The 17,012-nt window shown below is 60.3% G+C and carries 12 protein-coding genes and 4 pseudogenes; 11 read left to right on the forward strand and 5 right to left on the reverse strand.

The window, feature by feature from the left end:
• Both groL (AOQ71_RS40150) and groES read right to left on the reverse strand, forming a co-directional pair.
• Positions 1 to 1,217 (reverse strand): chaperonin GroEL (groL, locus tag AOQ71_RS40150; RefSeq protein ID WP_057759130.1); only part of this gene is annotated, 1,217 nt, incomplete at its 3' end.
• A gap of 91 nt (positions 1,218 to 1,308) precedes the next feature.
• Positions 1,309 to 1,623: a co-chaperone GroES gene (groES, locus tag AOQ71_RS40155; RefSeq protein WP_057759132.1), complete on the reverse strand. Its 315-nt coding sequence runs from the start codon at positions 1,621 to 1,623 to the stop codon at positions 1,309 to 1,311.
• A 429-nt stretch (positions 1,624 to 2,052) separates the two neighbouring features.
• Here groES and AOQ71_RS49415 point away from each other — a divergent pair.
• From AOQ71_RS49415 to groL (AOQ71_RS40190), 7 genes and pseudogenes are all read left to right on the forward strand, one after another.
• Positions 2,053 to 2,277: pseudogene (locus tag AOQ71_RS49415) on the forward strand (SMC-Scp complex subunit ScpB); the annotation flags it as partial.
• 51 nt (positions 2,278 to 2,328) lie between these two features.
• Entirely contained in the window at positions 2,329 to 3,120 is a 792-nt protein-coding gene (locus AOQ71_RS45775) for a hypothetical protein (RefSeq protein ID WP_157083811.1), read from the forward strand.
• 18 nt (positions 3,121 to 3,138) lie between these two features.
• The gene (locus tag AOQ71_RS50510; protein WP_157083812.1) at positions 3,139 to 3,516 is read left to right on the forward strand and encodes an aldehyde dehydrogenase family protein; all 378 of its coding nucleotides are present in this window, start codon (positions 3,139 to 3,141) and stop codon (positions 3,514 to 3,516) included.
• 251 nt (positions 3,517 to 3,767) lie between these two features.
• On the forward strand, positions 3,768 to 4,019 hold the full coding sequence (locus AOQ71_RS40170; protein ID WP_057759138.1) for a hypothetical protein: 252 nt from the start codon (positions 3,768 to 3,770) through the stop codon (positions 4,017 to 4,019).
• 298 nt (positions 4,020 to 4,317) lie between these two features.
• Complete coding sequence (locus tag AOQ71_RS40175) at positions 4,318 to 4,575, forward strand: hypothetical protein (protein ID WP_157083813.1); 258 nt, start codon at positions 4,318 to 4,320, stop codon at positions 4,573 to 4,575.
• A gap of 674 nt (positions 4,576 to 5,249) precedes the next feature.
• Positions 5,250 to 5,564 carry a co-chaperone GroES gene (locus AOQ71_RS40185; RefSeq protein WP_057759143.1) on the forward strand — a complete coding sequence of 105 codons (315 nt, stop codon included), beginning with the start codon at positions 5,250 to 5,252 and terminating at the stop codon, positions 5,562 to 5,564.
• A gap of 83 nt (positions 5,565 to 5,647) precedes the next feature.
• Positions 5,648 to 7,288, forward strand: coding sequence for a chaperonin GroEL (gene groL, locus AOQ71_RS40190; RefSeq protein WP_057759145.1), 1,641 nt, complete (start codon positions 5,648 to 5,650; stop codon positions 7,286 to 7,288).
• Positions 7,289 to 8,684: 1,396 nt separating this feature from the next.
• On the opposite strand, the pseudogene AOQ71_RS50515 reads toward groL (AOQ71_RS40190), so the two are convergent.
• Positions 8,685 to 8,851, reverse strand: a pseudogene (locus AOQ71_RS50515) (IS256 family transposase); the annotation flags it as partial.
• A 505-nt stretch (positions 8,852 to 9,356) separates the two neighbouring features.
• On the opposite strand from AOQ71_RS50515, the gene AOQ71_RS40195 reads away from it, so the two are divergent.
• The 4 genes and pseudogenes from AOQ71_RS40195 to AOQ71_RS44465 form a co-directional block, all read left to right on the forward strand.
• On the forward strand, positions 9,357 to 9,989 hold the full coding sequence (locus AOQ71_RS40195) for a J domain-containing protein (protein ID WP_057759147.1): 633 nt from the start codon (positions 9,357 to 9,359) through the stop codon (positions 9,987 to 9,989).
• A gap of 627 nt (positions 9,990 to 10,616) precedes the next feature.
• Positions 10,617 to 11,402 (forward strand): autoinducer binding domain-containing protein, encoded by a 786-nt coding sequence (locus AOQ71_RS44460; protein ID WP_430648683.1) that lies wholly within the window; start codon positions 10,617 to 10,619, stop codon positions 11,400 to 11,402.
• Positions 11,403 to 12,571: 1,169 nt separating this feature from the next.
• Positions 12,572 to 14,040, forward strand: a pseudogene (gene rpoN, locus AOQ71_RS40200) (RNA polymerase factor sigma-54).
• Between the two features lie 902 nt (positions 14,041 to 14,942).
• Positions 14,943 to 15,113: pseudogene (locus AOQ71_RS44465) on the forward strand (ATP-binding protein); the annotation flags it as partial.
• Between the two features lie 34 nt (positions 15,114 to 15,147).
• Here AOQ71_RS44465 and AOQ71_RS50085 read toward each other — a convergent pair.
• Together AOQ71_RS50085 and AOQ71_RS50090 are read right to left on the reverse strand one after the other, a co-directional pair.
• The gene (locus AOQ71_RS50085; protein WP_347336703.1) at positions 15,148 to 16,275 is read right to left on the reverse strand and encodes a helix-turn-helix domain-containing protein; all 1,128 of its coding nucleotides are present in this window, start codon (positions 16,273 to 16,275) and stop codon (positions 15,148 to 15,150) included.
• Positions 16,276 to 16,304: 29 nt separating this feature from the next.
• A partial coding sequence (locus tag AOQ71_RS50090) for a recombinase family protein (RefSeq protein WP_162268378.1) occupies positions 16,305 to 17,012 on the reverse strand: 708 nt, incomplete at its 5' end.

Consider the following 17,012-nt stretch of genomic DNA (forward strand, 5'->3'; position numbering starts at 1 on the left):
GCCGCGCGGGTCGCATGCATCGCGTCATCAACGCGATCCTTGCGCTCCTTCACCTCGACCTCGGTCGCGCCGCCGACGCGGATCACCGCGACGCCGCCCGCGAGTTTGGCAAGACGCTCCTGGAGCTTCTCGCGGTCGTAGTCCGAGGTGGTCTCCTCGATCTGCGCCTTGATCTGCGCCACGCGCGCCTCGATGTCGGTCTTCTTGCCGGCGCCGTTGACGATCGTGGTGTTCTCCTTGTCGATCATCACTTTCTTGGCGCGACCGAGCATGTTGAGCGTGACGTTTTCGAGCTTGATGCCGAGATCTTCCGAGATGGCCTGGCCGCCGGTCAGGATCGCGATGTCCTGCAGCATGGCCTTGCGGCGATCGCCGAAGCCCGGGGCCTTGACGGCCGCGACCTTCAGGCCGCCGCGGAGGCGGTTCACGACGAGGGTGGCGAGCGCTTCGCCTTCGACGTCTTCGGCGACGATGACCAGCGGCTTGCCGGACTGCACCACGGCCTCGAGCAGCGGCAGCAATTCGTTCAGCGAGGAGAGCTTCTTCTCGTTGATGAGGATGTAGGCGTCGTCCATCTCAACGCGCATCTTGTCGGCGTTGGTGACGAAGTAGGGCGAAATGTAGCCGCGGTCGAACTGCATGCCCTCGACGACATCGAGCTCGGTCTCGAGCGACTTGGCTTCTTCAACCGTGATGACGCCCTCGTTGCCGACCTTCTTCATGGCATCGGCGAGGAACTTGCCGACTTCGGCGTCGCCATTGGCCGAGATGGTGCCGACCTGGGCGATCTCCTCGTTCGAGGTGACCTTCTTCGAGTTCTTCTCGAGGTCCGCAACGACGGCCGCGACTGCGAGGTCGATGCCGCGCTTCAGATCCATCGGGTTCATGCCGGCGGCAACCGACTTGGCGCCTTCACGGACGATCGCAGCGGCGAGCACGGTCGCGGTGGTGGTGCCGTCACCGGCAGCATCCGCCGCCTTCGACGCCACTTCCCGCACCATCTGGGCGCCCATGTTCTCGAACTTGTCCTCGAGTTCGATTTCCTTGGCAACGGCAACGCCGTCCTTGGTGATGCGGGGCGCGCCGAACGACTTGTCGAGGACGACGTTGCGGCCCTTCGGACCGAGCGTGACCTTCACGGCGCTGGCGAGGATCTCGACGCCGCGCAGCATGCGGTCACGGGCATCGACGCCTAATTTGACTTCTTTGGCTGACATATTGATTTCCCTGAGTTGTCTTGGTCTCATCTCACCCTTGGCGGGGCGCCCGGCAGGCGCTCCTCAGGGGTGAGCGGCGCGAGCGGCGGAATTAGGCGGCCTTCTTGCTCGAAGACACGCCGGTGAGAACGCCCATGATGTCGCTCTCCTTCATGATCAACAGCTCCTGGCCGTCGACCTTGACCTCGGTGCCCGACCACTTGCCGAACAGCACGCGGTCGCCGACCTTCACGTCGATCGGGAACAACTTGCCGCTCTCGTCGCGGCCGCCGGGGCCAACGGCGATGACTTCACCCTGCGAGGGCTTTTCCTTGGCCGTATCAGGAATGATGATGCCGCCGGCGGTCTTCTCTTCGGCGTCGATGCGTTTGACAACGACGCGGTCGTGAAGTGGACGGAAATTCATGCAGTCCTCCTAAGTATTTGCACGAGTTGACGGTCCTGAATTGCTAGCAATCGAGGCCCGCGAGTGCCAGCGCAGATGAAATAGGACATTGGTTTTTCGTGAGCAAGGGTTGGTAGCAAAAAAATCGGCGCCCAGCCGCCCGATCTGAAGCAAATTCTGTCAGCCGCAAGAGCCAAGATTTCAAAACGGTCGGACAGACGCCCTCGACCGGTCAGAGAAGCCAACACTGTATGCTTTGATCGGACACCTAGAAGCGCGCGCGCCTCACTATCTGCCGGCGGTGCGGCTCTCGCATTGATGTCCGATATCGAAGAGCTTACGCCTGTGTGTGCCGCTCAAAGCAACGGCCCTTGCCATAGTTTTGTCGCTCCCCATAGCTACTGCGCCCTTAATCCCCGGGGACCACAACGTATGTTCTAAGGGTGACTTCTGATTCTCGCCTGCATCGCCCATTTCTAGCCGATCAACCGCAGCGAATTGTCATCTTTCTTCGGCAAAAAGGTTAGTCGCGATACCATCGCCGATTGCGCGGGCTGGAGTTCATCGCTGCCGGGCCGCGCGGTCCGCAGCCCAACGCGCCCTACACGTACGTGACGATCAGCGTTCCTGTCGCACTTCGGCCTGCAGACACTGCGCGATCTTCCGGACACAGACTGCTCAACAAGGACAAACTGCTGGCCGGCCGAGCAGTTCGATCCCCGCACCGTGATGGTGTTCCTGAACGGCTGGGGCGCGCGCTATTACTGGGACTATCCGCGTTTCGACGTCGGCCTCCGCACCGGTGGCGAGGGGGCGTTCTCGCGACTGGTGCAAGAGGCGAAGGCGCTCGGCTATCGCATCGCCGTCATGTTCGGCAGCAACGTCGCGTGGCGAAACGGCCCCGACTTCCCGACGATTGCCGATGCGCGGCCGCGCGATGGCTATGGCGACTTCTTTCCCGCCAATTACGTCGACTGGGACGGCGACCGGAAGGGTGATGGCTTCATGGTGTTCATGAACCTCGCCGTCCCGAGCTGGCGCAACCATCTGCGCGACCGGACCGCTGGTATCATCGGCCGCTACGCGATCGATTTCTATTTTCTGGACATCTGCGGCCTGTGGGAAAACAACGTCGATGGCGACATGCTGCTAGGCACCCGCCAGCTGGTTGAAGAACTGGCGCAACGATTTCCCGGCGTCGCTCCGATCGCCGAAATGCTGTACGATGCGCAGATGGGGTTCATTCCGATGAGCCACGTGCCCCGCTATTCCCTGTATCCGCAGGCCAATTTCGGCGTGGTCGCCTCGTTCAACCACCTGAGCTTTCCGGCGCCGGGGCGCGGTTCGACCGGTATCCACGAATATGGCTTCGGCCATTACCAGCCCGTCAGGCTTGATCAGCCGCAGATCCCGACGATCACCTTCGTCGACGACACGTTCACAACGCAGCGCGAGGCGGCGATGTCAGACATCGCTACGGCCAAGCAGCGTTTCGCCGCGCGCGGAGGGCGGACGTGATGGGCGAAGGCCCGGCACGTGGTCGATCATCCGGCGGTCGGCTCAATCGCATTCACTTGCAGCGGTGCCGCCGGACGCGATTTCAACCAGGTCACGACCAAGCCCTTCAAGAAGGTCGTACTTGAGCTTGGCGGCAAAGCGGCCTGCTTCGTCTTTCCTGCCGAGGCAACATCCTGGGCTGTGTTCTCGAATGCAGGGGAAACTGTATTGCCGGCACAAGATTGCTGTTTCACCGAGACAAAGCCGCCCAGTTTGTTTAAAAGGTTGCGCAGCAGCAAGCCACATTCGGACTGGCGTCCCGTTCAATCCTCGTCGGTCAACGTGCAGAGGACGAGCGGCGCTGTGCGGACGCAACAGCAGCCGGGTTTCGGCGTGTTTCACCGAATGCCAAAATAAGGCCCACACGGCTTTACGGTACGTATATGTGCTAGAACAATCGTCAAGCTGAAGCATGGATAACTTCCATATTGAAGGTCAGGGCTGGTCAGGTGTTCGCTGCACTGGGCCGCCCCGCCACCACTCGGTGGCGCGCGAATGATTGTCCGCGCACTCGGCCTTATCAACCCACAAGAGCAAACATCATTACACCATTCTGATGCAATCATGCTTGCGCGCGCAAGAGCGGCATAGTCAGAAGGAGTTCGCGAATGAATGACGACGTCGAGCGTGAGATCGCGAAGCATCTAGAATGCGTCCACGACCTTTCGATCACGATAGTCGAGAGTTCTGACACGGGTCAGAAGGCGGTCATGAGGGCTGCTGGGGTGCTCGCTGCCGTGATTCACAGCGTCGTCGTCGGTGACAAGCGCGAGGAGGTCATCAGCGCAGCGACGGACACGATACGCAAACACCTGAGACTGCTGGATGAGCTGGCCGACATCGGTGCGCCAATGAATTGAGGCTGTTGGGCCCCGATTGTGAGATATTCGACCGAAATAGTCTTGTGCTTTCCCTTGGTCGCCGCCATTTTTGCGGTAGGCGTCCTGTCTTCTTCGGAAACTATCCGATCAACCGCAGCAACTCGTAGAACAGAGGAAGCCAGGGACAGGAGTTGCCAGATCTCATAGTTTGATCAAGCTGCAAGAACAGTCGAGCCACATCTCTTACAAGAGGGATTATTTATGGGCAAATGAGATCGAACGACTGCACGAGGAGTCAAGCTGCGGATCAAGACGCAGACCGTGCGGAAGGGGCCTGTTGTCGCCGACCACCACCAAGCTGATGGGGTTCAAGCTGGTGATTGCCGTTCAAAGACCTGGTGGCGGCTCAAGGTCCAAAATCGCAGGTGCCAGATTCAACGACGGCATCGAGGCCGCCCAGACAGTGCACCCTAAAGGACCGGAGCAAACAGCAGCGGTCCAGATGATTAAACAATTTGAGCGTCCGCTGGTGTCGCTCATCCAGGCATCGGACACGGCTGGGCCCCTCAAGTCGCAGACCGTCCCGGGGCGCTAAGGCTTGTCAGCAACTCATCAGGACCCGAGGCATCCCACGCAATGCGCGGTCCGCGGCAGTTGCCGCCAAAAACGCGAAAGGAAAGTCGCGAGCACGCCAGGCTAGCTAGCGGCATTCGCTCACCTGGTCGCATCCCATATAGAACGGCGCGCTGCATCGACCTCGTGTATCAGATTTCGCACCGACGTTGGCGTCCGACAGATAGCAGCCGCTAGAAGCGCGACAATATTCCGGGAAGCCGACGAAATGGGGAAAGCAGCGCGCCGGCTCGGCATACAGGTCGTCTCAATAGCGGGCAAGTTGTGACGACTGTTCGTTGAACGGCGAAGACGACACTTCGGACTATCCTCGAGGCCGACAATCTTGATGAAGCCGGCGCTCTTCTCCCCGGTTTTATCGTCAGCCTTGCTGAGCTCAGGCGTGTACGATTTGATCAATGCGCATGGCCATCAACCGCGCTGCTTCGACGGGACGCAATGTCAGTTTTACGACAACTTGGCGGGCTGTGTGCATGGGGACGTTTGCTTCCGAACGAGTAGACCCCTGAGGCTAAGCGCCGATTCTGCAGCACTGCAGGCATGCATCGCTCCGCTCATCCTTGGCCTGGCTTTTGCTATGCGGGTGCTGTTCACAAGTGACTATCGTCAACTCGTCCAGATGCTCAGGAGGCCTGCATGAAATTCCGTCCGCTTCACGACCGCGTCGTGGTCAAGCGTATCGACGCTGAAGAGAAGACAGCTGGCGGCATTATCATTCCCGATACAGCCAGGGAAAAGCCCTCGCAGGGCGAAGTCATCGCAATTGGCCCGGGCGGCCGTGACGAGACCGGTAAGCTGATTCCGATCGATGTCAAGGTTGGCGAGCGCGTGCTGTTCGGCAAGTGGTCCGGCACGGAAGTGAAGATCGATGGCCGGGAGCTGTTGATCATGAAAGAAAGCGACATCATGGGAGTCCTCACCGATCTGTTGTCGACGGAGATAGCCGCCTGATCCAGCGCTCCCCACCGCTCACTCCTGTCGAGCGCCCTTCGGACGCGCCGAAGGATGAAAAATAGACACTGAGGAAAATCATTATGTCAGCCAAAGAAGTCAAATTCGGCGTAGACGCGCGCGATCGTATGCTGCGCGGTGTCGACATCCTTGCCAATGCCGTGCAGGTCACCTTGGGTCCGAAGGGCCGCAACGTGGTGCTCGACAAGTCGTTCGGCGCGCCCCGCATCACCAAGGACGGCGTTGCCGTCGCCAAGGAGATCGAGCTGGAGGAGAAGTTCGAGAATATGGGCGCCCAGATGGTGCGGGAAGTGGCGTCGAAGGCGGCGGATGCTGCCGGTGACGGCACCACCACCGCGACCGTGCTCGCCGCTGCGATCGTCCGTGAAGGCGCCAAGTCGGTTGCCGCCGGCATGAACCCGATGGATCTGAAGCGCGGCATCGACCTCGCAGTCGCGGCCGTCGTTGCGGACCTCGAGAAGAACTCGAAGAAGGTCACCTCGAACGAGGAGATCGCCCAGGTCGGCACCATCTCGGCCAATGGCGACGCCGAGATCGGCAAGTTCCTGGCGGACGCCATGAAGAAGGTCGGCAACGAGGGGGTCATCACGGTCGAGGAAGCCAAGTCGCTCGAGACCGAGCTCGACGTCGTCGAGGGCATGCAGTTCGACCGCGGCTACATCTCACCCTACTTCGTTACCAATGCCGACAAGATGCGCGTTGAAATGGAAGACGCCTACATCCTCATCAACGAGAAGAAGCTGTCCTCGCTGAACGAGCTGCTGCCGCTGCTCGAGGCCTTGGTACGGAGTGGCAAGCCGCTGGTCATCGTCGCGGAGGACGTCGAAGGCGAGGCGCTTCCCGCCCTCGTCGTCAACCGCCTCCGCGGCGGCCTGAAGGTCGCGGCCGTCAAGGCGCCGGGCTTCGGCGATCGCCGCAAGGCTATGCTGCAGGACATCGCGATCTTGACCGGCGGCCAGGCGATCTCGGAAGATCTCGGCATCAAGCTCGAGAACGTCACCCTGCAGATGCTCGGCCGCGCCAAGAAGGTGGTGATCGACAAGGAGAACACCACGATCGTCAACGGCGCCGGCAAGAAGGCCGACATCGACGCCCGCATTGCCCAGATCAAGGCGCAGATCAAGGAGACTACCTCGGATTACGACCGTGAGAAGCTGCAGGAGCGTCTCGCCAAGCTTGCAGGCGGCGTTGCGGTGATCCGCGTTGGCGGCGCGACCGAGGTCGAGGTGAAGGAGCGCAAGGATCGCGTTGATGACGCGATGCACGCGACCCGCGCGGCGGTGGAGGAAGGTATCCTGCCGGGCGGTGGCGTCGCCCTGCTCCGTGCCTCCGAGCAGCTCAAGGGTCTGCCCACCACGAACGATGACCAGAAGACCGGTGTCGAGATTGTGCGCAAGGCGCTGTCCTGGCCGGCTCGCCAGATCGCGATCAACGCCGGTGAAGACGGCTCGGTAGTGGTCGGCAAAGTGCTAGAGAATCACCACTACTCCTACGGTTTCGATGCGCAGACTGGCGAGTACAGCAACCTTGTCTCCAAGGGCATCATCGACCCGACCAAGGTTGTGCGCACCGCGGTCCAGAATGCCTCCTCGGTGGCAGCGCTGCTGATCACCACGGAAGCGATGGTTGCCGAGCTGCCGAAGAAGAACGCCGGCGGCCCCGCGATGCCTCCTGGCGCGGGCATGGGCGGCATGGACTTCTGACCCGGCTCTCATTCCATTGACGACAATGCAGAACCCTGGCAGGAGTGCCACGGGTCTGCGAATTCGGTCCTACCTACAACGATGGCAGCTCTTGCTAGCTTGGAGCTGTGTCGCGGGTGGCGCCGGCGAACTGAAAGGCCAATCCTGGTGAGCTGCACGCCGTCCTCGACATGGTTGTTCGGCTCGCCCTCTACTCCGTGCTTCTGGCAAGCGGCGGTAGCTGAGAGACGGCCCCCCAGCGACACCGAACTCACCCTCGTTCCTACGGAGAAGACGCCGCCGGCTTATGAGGTCCCACTACCTAATGATGTGCCAGGAGCCAGCGGAGGAGGCCGGGCGATCCGAAGCCCCGGCCATCTCCGCACCCGGCCTCCTCCTCAATCCAAGCCGGGAGCAAAATAAATGAGGCATCCCATCGCGATCGGGAGCATCCATATGTGGGGCAATATGGGGGCAGTTTTCCAAAGCGCGCGACAGTGTTTGTAGATCAAGGTGTTCCAAATGGCCTATGCGCCAAGAACCGGCGGCCCCCAAGAGGTCAAGTACGCGGGACCACGAAATCTATCTGCGGGAACAGAAGGGGCTCAGTGAGGCCACCATCTTTTGCTGTTGGCGTTGGGCCAATCGATTTCTCGAATGTTGTTTGGCGATGAACCAGGCGCCCCCTCAGCAGGCTCACTCCACATGACATCGTCAGTCAATTCTGCGCAAAAGGCGAGGCAGCCACAACCGAGTGGTCGACAATTCGATTGTGCCTTTCATATTTCCGGCGGTCGAACGCAAGAAGATCACAGCTGCTTTCGATGGCGGGCGGCTGACTTCTAAGCTATGCCTGAATCTTGGTGACGGAGCCGATCAGGCGGCATTGCGTGGTCGGGACGACCTCGATGGTCGGGGAATCTGACACCGGCGACGATCTTCTTGGGCTCTTCAGTCGACCCAAAGTTTCGACGCCACCTCGATCAGCCTGCACTATCAATCTTGCGGTTTGTGGCGACAACGATCTCTTGACTCGCGCGCTCCTGTGCCGCACCGCGTCCGATAGTCTCGATCGGATTCCTCAGCTGCCTCTGGTGCTCGGCAGGAAAGCGGTAGAAAGCCACTAGACTCTAGATTGGCGCGGTCCGGCAATCAACGGCACGCGCATATTTGGTGGTGTAATTCTCGGCGAAGGTATCGAGTGCATGGTCCGCGACAGCCTGGCTCGGCGCCTCTGAGATCCTGCATGGCCTTCTTCATGCCGCTTCGAACCGAGCTCGGGATCTTGTTGAGCACGCTGACGGTCTTGTGCTGCCAGCAGCGCTGGTGCGTCTGCCAGCGCTCGTATTCGACCTGGGCAGTGCGTTGCGGCTAGGGGACGCGCCCGACGACTAGGCGCGTTCCAAAATTGGTCGTTCAGGCCCGAAATCACCCAAGGCGAAAGGTTCGGCGCATCCTTTCCAAACGGCGCCGAGAGCGCCTCGTGGAATCGCCGGTCGACATACCGCGCAGGTAAGGGACGGGCAGCAGGTGATCGAGGCTCCTGGTCCGCCGCGCTCGTACCGGCAAGATCACGGAGCTGAAGCTGCCGGATGGTCGCGCCCGGACCGTGCGGCACGGCCATGGCCCAGCGCGCAAGCGAACAGATCACGCCGCTCTGTTGCGCAGAATTCGTACCAGTGCATGGTCACTGCAGACGGCGGACAGAACGGCAAGATGTTGATCGTCTCCTTCGGGGCGTATCGCTCTCCTTGGAGAAGTTCTCGCAGGTTGGTCACTCGCCCGGATAGGCCGCTTCTCTGAGCTCGTCATCACCGAGATTCCTGCATAGCTCCCGCTTTCTTCGTATTCAGCCAGTCCCGTTCAAGACCTCTATGTGCAGAACCCGACAGCAAATCGCAAGGCCGATCTGAGATCGCAAAGAGATGATTGTCTCAACCAAGCTCGCGTCTCATGGCATGTCGATTGCTGGGACGTGCCTGTTACAGCATGCCACTGTATCAGACGCAAAGCCCGAGTCAGTCCAACTTGCCTTCTTTAGCATAAAAGCGGCTCTGTTAACTGCCGCTCCGCCAACCGGAGCCCGGCCATGCCGATCGACACATCCAAATTCTTCGACTCCATTCGGATCAACAAGCGGACTGCGAAGCAGGAAACGCAGGTGCGCCAGACCGCGGCGCCGTGCCAATGGCCTGATTGCAAGGGCAAGGGTACCCATCGCGCGCCCAAGGGACGCGACAATGCGCGCGAGTATTGGCACTTCTGCCTCGACCATGTTCGCGAATACAATCGGTCCTACAATTTCTTCTCCGGGATGGATGCGGAAGCGGTCGCGCGCTACCAGGAGGACGCGCTGACCGGCCATCGTCCGACCTGGAAGATGGGCGAGAACATCGGCGCCCGCATGACCGGCGGCGCCGCCGATTTGGAGGACGCCTCGCATCCCTTCAGCATGCTCGTCGGGCCGAACGGACGCGCCGGTGCCCACCCACGCGCGGAGGCCAAGCCAGAGGCGCGCAAGAGCTTCAATGCCGAGCGGAAAGCGTTGCAGGTTATGGGCCTCGATGCCGATGCGACGCTCGGCGAAATCAAGGCGAAGTACAAGGCGCTGGTCAAGCAGCACCATCCCGATGCCAATGGCGACGACCGCTCCACGGAGGACCGCCTGGTCGAGATCATTAAGGCTTACCATTACCTGAAGACCGTGGTGCGCGAGAGCTAGCCCGGACATTTCGATGTCGCAGCCTGCGACGTTGTCGCATGTTCGACGTATGTCACATCCCGTCAAACACCTCAGACGAGACAGTCGTTGCTGACGTTCTGACGTGCCTCTCTTAACGCGCCGTTTCGCGGATCGGAAAGTGGCGCGAGAATTGCTGTGCCCATCGCGGTGGTTCTTGGAACCTGCGGAGGATCGCATGCACGCTGTCGTCCTCATCAAGCAGCTATTTGTCAATGTCGGCGCGAGGTGGGCGAACATGCTCAAGCGCCTGAGGCGGCCTGCACCGGTCCGTGCCCTGAGGGTGTGCCGAGCTGCGCGAAGAATTCGGTGCCGAGCTCACTTCCTTACGTCGGCCCTGGAGATGCTGGTATGTTCCTACGAAAAGTGCCGAGCTTGTCCGCCGCAACGCTCTCGTCATTCACCAACCACTCTTTCGAGAGTCTGGATACACTCGCGACGATTTGGCGCCTCGGATAGCAACCCGACCGGTCAGCATCGAACATAGTCAGCTCCTATCTTCTGGGTGCGTGCTGGGGTCAAACATTTCGGGCCCGGCGCTTTCCCTCGCGCGCGAGTGTTCAGCTGCAACAAGCGGAGCCAACATCTGGGTGAGCAATGGAAGTACAAATGGATGATCAATCGCACGGCGAAATGCCAATCTCTTCAAGCGGTCGGGAGAGCCGCGGTCCCGACCTATTCAGCTTCGTCGAATGCGCTACGCAGACGAAATCAATCAAGGCGCTTTTCGATCTTCTTGTGAGCTACGCGAACGAGGAGGGCTTTAGTAAAGTCGCCTACGGAGCACTCACCTGTCCGAATGAGCGTCGTCTGCCGGAGTATCTGCCGCCCCTGCCAACTATAAACTTCCCGTCTGATTGGTGCCAACGCTATGCTGAGCAAGAGTACCGAGCGATCGACCCGGTGGTCCGGCGGACAGCAATGCTGCCAACGCCCTTTCTGTGGGATGAATTAACCCGTCGATATCAACTACAGCCCCGTGAGCTGCGCGTCTTACGTGAGGCCAGAGAAGCAGGTCTCAAGCATGGCATGAGCGTACCATTGTTTGGATTGCGAGGTCGATTGGCTTTCGTATCGTTTGCATCTGCGTTCGATGATGCCGATCCACAGCATCGCATGGCTCATCTCAACACATTGGCCTCGGCGTTTCACAACGCAGTTGCGGAGATTACACCGCCAACTGACGAGGGTTGCGAGACAGATACTCGGCTGACAGAGCGAGAAACAGAGTGCCTACACTGGGTCGCAGAGGGAAAGTCAGCCTGGGTCGTCGGGCGACTTGTTGGGGTCAGCGAGAATACCGTCAATTTTCACATGAAGAACGTGATCCGAAAGCTAGGGGCGGCGAACCGAACAAATGCTGTAGCCAAAGCAACGCGACGCGGCCTCATTTAACGACGGATCGAAGGTCCCGCCCTTGGGCGGGCTCTTCTGTTACCAATTCATCTGCTGCGGATTGGGACAACCGCTCTCAAGTGTCTTCGAGGATGTGCTTAAACGGAAGCGGCTCAACCCAGAAGTAAGTGGCGCGGCGAGCGCGTCAGGCGCTCGTACGCGGTGTCCCTCAGCAGCCCGGTGTCGTATGCGGCCCAGTGTCCGGGACTTGAGTCTTCGTCGTCGCATGCAGGTCTCGTTGGCCCACACCGCGGACGAGCTCAATCGACCTCTCAAAGGTTGAATTCCTACTACGGACAATACACGCCTTCGGCGCTGGATCGCATGCTCTGATGCGTTTCTCTCTTGCTCGGAGCAGGCTCATTACGGCATCTAGTCGAAAACCAGGGCGCGGCGCGTTCGCATTTATCCTGGGCATCCTTAAAGGACGGCGATGGGCTGCGAGGAGGGCGAGTAGGGCAGCCAAGGCATGCTCTATGGCCGAGCCCTCGGCGTGGATTGCGAACGTTATTTCAATTTGACTTAGCTGCATCGATAAGCCGAAGAGTAGGCATAATTATCCGGTCTTCGATCTTGCGCCGATTGCGACAGCAACCGTCTCGTTTTCGACGCACATCGGGACAGACGCTGAGGTCTCACAAGCGGCCGGCCTCCGGCAGCCGAACGCGGCGATAGCCCTCGCAATCACGTTCGGCGCAGTTCTGATTTTGCGGTCAGTCCAGCCCTGCACCTCAACTATTTTTGACTGCCAGCCTTAGTGCCAATTCGTTTGGGCAACATCCTTCCAAGATTGGGCTTCAAAGCCCGCGCCTATCGCGATCGGTCCTGCTGCGTGGTGTGAGATCGCGACTACTTGCACAAGTCGCGGAAACTACCGCGCCCTGCTTTTCAGCGAAATCCTTCATAAGAGTCTCGCCATTAAAGCAGGCCTGATTAGTTCATGCCCTCGGGTCACCGTGCCACATCCTGATTTTTAGTTCTCCAGTCCCGCGCGCAATGAACTCTTGACGAGGGAGCCCCGATAAGATCGTCGCCGTCCAGTTGTTCGCCGCCTTAACTTTCGTCAGAACTCCCGCCTCGATCTGCTTTTGCGCGACATCAAAGCGTGTAAATCAACTCCTGGCTAGATGAGCAAAACGCGTGCCAACTTCGGTAACGGTTCTTGCTTCATGGCGCTCACGCAGAGATTAGAGTTCCGGCATTCGCAGTCGTTGGTCATGTCGCCGCAACTGATGCAGGCGATCAAGCTGCTGCAGCTGTCCAATCTCGATCTTACGAGGTTCGTGGAGGAGGAGCTCGAGTGCAATCCGCTGCTCGAGCGCGCCAGTGACGATGCAGCTGGCGCCGACGCCCCGACTGAGGTCGGCCAGTTCAGCGCCGAAGAGATGGCCGAGGTCCCAGCGCGCACGTCCCCGATGCCGCCCTGACCACCTACACCGAATGGGGGGCGGCGCCTCCGGTGACGAAGACTACAATTTGGAAGCATTTGTCGCGGCCGAGACAACATTGTCGGACCACCTCGCCGAGCAGCTGTCGGTCGCGTTCACCGCACCGGCGCAGCGCATGATCGGGCAATATCTCGTCGACCTCGTCGATGAGACCGGTTATCTGTCGCCGGATCTCGGCCAGGCCGCCGAACGGCTCGGTGCATCGAAGCAGGATGTCGCTGACGTTCTTGCGGTGCTGCAAAAATTCGATCCGCCTGGCGTCTGCGCACGCTCCTTAAGCGAATGCCTGGCGATTCAGCTTCGCGAGCTCGATCGCTACGATCCGGCGATGCAGGCGCTGGTCGAGAATCTCGATCTCCTGGCCAAGCGCGACATCGGGGCCTTGCGTAAGCTCTGCGGCGTCGACGACGAGGATATCGCCGACATGATCGGCGAGATCCGCCGCCTGGATCCCAAGCCCGGCATGAAGTTGGGCTCGGCGCGCCTCCAGACCATGGTGCCTCTATGTCCGTCCGGGTCCCGACGGCGGCTGGCATGTCGAACTCAACAGCGACACCTTGCCGCGCGTGCTGGTCAACCGGACCTACTATTCCGAGCTGGCGAAGAATGTCGGCAAGGACGCCGACAGGTCCTATTTCACCGACGCGTTGCAGAAAGCGAGTTGGCTGGTGCACGCGCTCGATCAGCGAGCCCACACCATCCTGAAAGTCGCAACCGAGATCGTGCGCCAGCAGGACGGCTTCTTCATTCATGGCGTGACTCATCTTCGCCCGCTGAATCTGAAGGCCATAGCCGACGCCATCCAGATGCACGAATCAACTGTGTCGCGTGTCACCGCCAACAAATACATGGCGACAAATCGCGGCACGTTCGAGCTGAGATATTTCTTCACCGCCTCGATCGCCTCGGCCGACGGCGGCGAACCGCATTCGGCCGAGGCTGTGCGTCACCGAATCAAGCAGCTGATCGATTCGGAAGAGCCGTCCGCGATCCTGTCGGATGATGCCATCGTGGAACGGTTGTGCGGGTCGGGAATTGATATTGCCCGCCGCACGGTCGCGAAGTACCGCGAAGCTATGCGCATTCCCTCCTCAGTGCAACGCCGTCGCGACAATGAGTGGCGTGGGCAACGATTAAGTGTCGAGCATCGGGCGGAGCTCGCCGTCCGTGAAGAACTCCCAAGCCGGTGATTTGGAATCCATAAGCGACGTTTTGCCATAACTGGACTTGCAGCAAAGGGGGCCTTTAGAGCGAGATTTGGTGTTAGGTGATTCACTCGCCTCGAACTGCGTTGGCGAAGGACAAGATGCGACCACGCGAATGGAGCGAGACGGGAGAACAGGACCTTTCCGGGCTCGGCTCGATCAAATCAGCGACATGAAGCGTCCGTGGTGGCGCTGGGGAGGACGTGGATTGCGGGTTCCTGGAGCGGTTCGGCCAGGTTTGCACCGATGATCCCGGCCGGTCGCCGCTGCCGACGCGCTTAAATGGTGGGACTGGTCATTTAAGCACACCTACGACCTCTCTGAGGACGTGCTGCGAGCGGTGGCTCGAGAACTCCCACTATCAGTTCTTCTGCGGCGCGGAGTTCGTCCCAGCACCGGCCGGTGTTCAATCGCTCATAGCTGAGTGCTCGCGACGGAGTAGACTTGCGGATACCCCTCGACAAACCAAAAGGCAGGGTGACCGACGGTTGGCTCGCCGAACGCTTTTGCGAACCAGATGTGCTACTCATGCGAACGCGGCTGATCCTCTGAAGAAGATCACCTTCCATTTCAGTAATGCGGCCTTGAGTTGTTCGAGAACGATGGGGTGCAGCGGCCCTTTGAGGTTAACCCCTTTGATCGCCGCGCCAATGGGGCCGGTGAGTGGGTGAACGGCAATGCTTCGCGGCGCCGCTTCTGGAGTATCTGAGGTACGGTAGGTGGGCCTTGGAGAGTTGCTGACGATACCATCGTAGCTCCTTTACGAATGGTCGTTCGATAGCTTTGGAAAGCGAGTCAGAGATGGGCGGACTGCGATGACCGGCGAAGCGCATGTTGGGGCGCGGCGCGGATCACTGAGTGGCCCTCCCAGTCGCGATCTTTGCACCCGCCGTCGCATCGAGCGACACATGGCGGAAGCGCGTTTGCCCGCTGGCAAGATGCTCGCCGCGTTCGACTTCGACAGCGTGCCTATGCTGTCAAAGGCACAGGTGATGGCGCTCGCCGCTGGCGACGTCTGGTTGAAGACCGGCGCCAATCTGCTGCTGTTCGGTCCACCCGAGCCAGATTCATACTGCCCATCTCGCTACACCCTTAGAGTTGAAGTTCTTTTTGACCCGGATCGCCAGACGATGGCCGCCGGAACCGCCGCGCATGCGCGGCGCGCTTGACATCGGGATGTTCCAGATCAACCGCTTTGATCATCCACGGTGCGCCTTTGCACAGCTGCTGCGCAGGCAAGCTGCGTTCTTTGATCAGACGGCGAACCGTCGAAGGACTGACTTTCAACGCAGTTGCAGCTTCGTCCGAAGTGACCTCTCCACGCTCGGCGCGCTCGCCCTCTCGGTAGGCCGCGATGGCGTGTTGGTTGCGCAGGCTGCGAACGCGGACACGGGTCCAACTGTTGCCCCGCCCCGTCGACCTACTGGCGCGGTTGAGAACCGCGGCGATGGTGCTGTCGGGCATCTGACGCGCGAGGACACGAACGAGATCGACCACATCTGCCGCTGTGCTCCAGCGGTGCTCGCCGGCGCGGTTCTTCCTCACCTGCAATGCCGTGTGATCGCCGCCATGCCAGTGGACAATCAAGTCCAGCACCTCGTCGCGGATGCGAACAACGATCTCATGGATCAAGCTTCGGATGATCCTCTTGCGCGTCGCAGCTGTTGCACCCGGACTTACCCAAGCTCCCTCGAGATCGGCACCAAGCGCAAGTAACCGATTGCGATCGATGTCGCTCAACGTCATCTCCGGCGTAGCCAACAACGTCTCGCGCTCGCCCTCAAGCTCGCGGACAGCGACCAGGCGTTCGTTCCAGCGCCGCTCCAACTCGCCGGCAACAAGGCGGTTGTCCGGATCGACAGCCTCGTATCGCCGACGAGCGCGAGTTGCCTCGTAGCGTGCCTGCTCCAGAGTCAAATCGAGCTGACGCAGCTTGTCGGCGTGTTCACGCCCGCGCGCTTTCATGGCCGCCAGCGCCGCCTGTACACCCAGTGGCTGCAGCCGCGCGATGACCTCCGCGCTGATCGCGCGATCCGCGCGCAGACCGCCGAATGAGATGCACGGATCTCCACCATGGTTGATCTGGCTACCGCGGGAATGATAGCGCCCAACAGTACTGTGCGTGCCGCTGTAGGCAACGTGAAGTTTGCGGCCGCAGTGGCCGCAACGAAGAAGCCCCGCGAGAAGGCCTTCGCCGCGGCGGACCGAGCCACGACTCATGAAGCTTTTTCCATTGGCGTTGTCGGTGATCAGGCGTGATTCCTCTCGAACTCCGCCCACGTAATGTAGCCCTCATGGTGGTCCTTGATCAAAACCTCCCAGTCGTTCCGCTCGCGCCGGAAGCCCCGCACGATCCTCTTGCGGCCGGCCTCGATCGTCACCCGACTGCCCGAGCGCCCGAAGACATAGGCGCCAGCATAGGCGGGATTGGTCAGGATGTGGTAGATCGTATTGTACACTGGTAACTTCCATTCGACGTGGCGGCCCTCGGGGCCATGGCCGACCGCGGGCAAAGTGATTCGCTCCTGCCGTAACCAGAGGTGGACCTGGCGCAGTGTCTGCATCTCGGCAAACTTGGTGAACACGAGTGCGAGCGCCTCCTGAATGCGCCGATCAGGGTCCTTCTCGATCCGATCGTGGGAGACCTTGAGATAGCCAATGGCGACGTTGAGGAAGAGCTCACCCCTGCGTGCCTTCTGCTTCAAGGCTTCAAGCGAGCGTTGCCGAAAGATAGACAGCTCCATCTCGCTCATCGTGCCCTTCATGCCGAGCAGAAGGCGATCGTTGGGGTGGCGCGGATCGTAGACGCCATCCTCATCGACGATCAGTGTTCCAACGAGCCCGCAGAACTCCAGGAGCGTATGCCAATCCCTGCCGTTGCGGGCCAGCCGAGAGGCCTCAATCGAGACCACAGCGCCAACTCGCCCTTCGCAAATGGCGGCGAGCAGCTTCTCGAA

Source organism: Bradyrhizobium manausense, from assembly GCF_001440035.1.
Lineage (GTDB): Bacteria > Pseudomonadota > Alphaproteobacteria > Rhizobiales > Xanthobacteraceae > Bradyrhizobium > Bradyrhizobium manausense.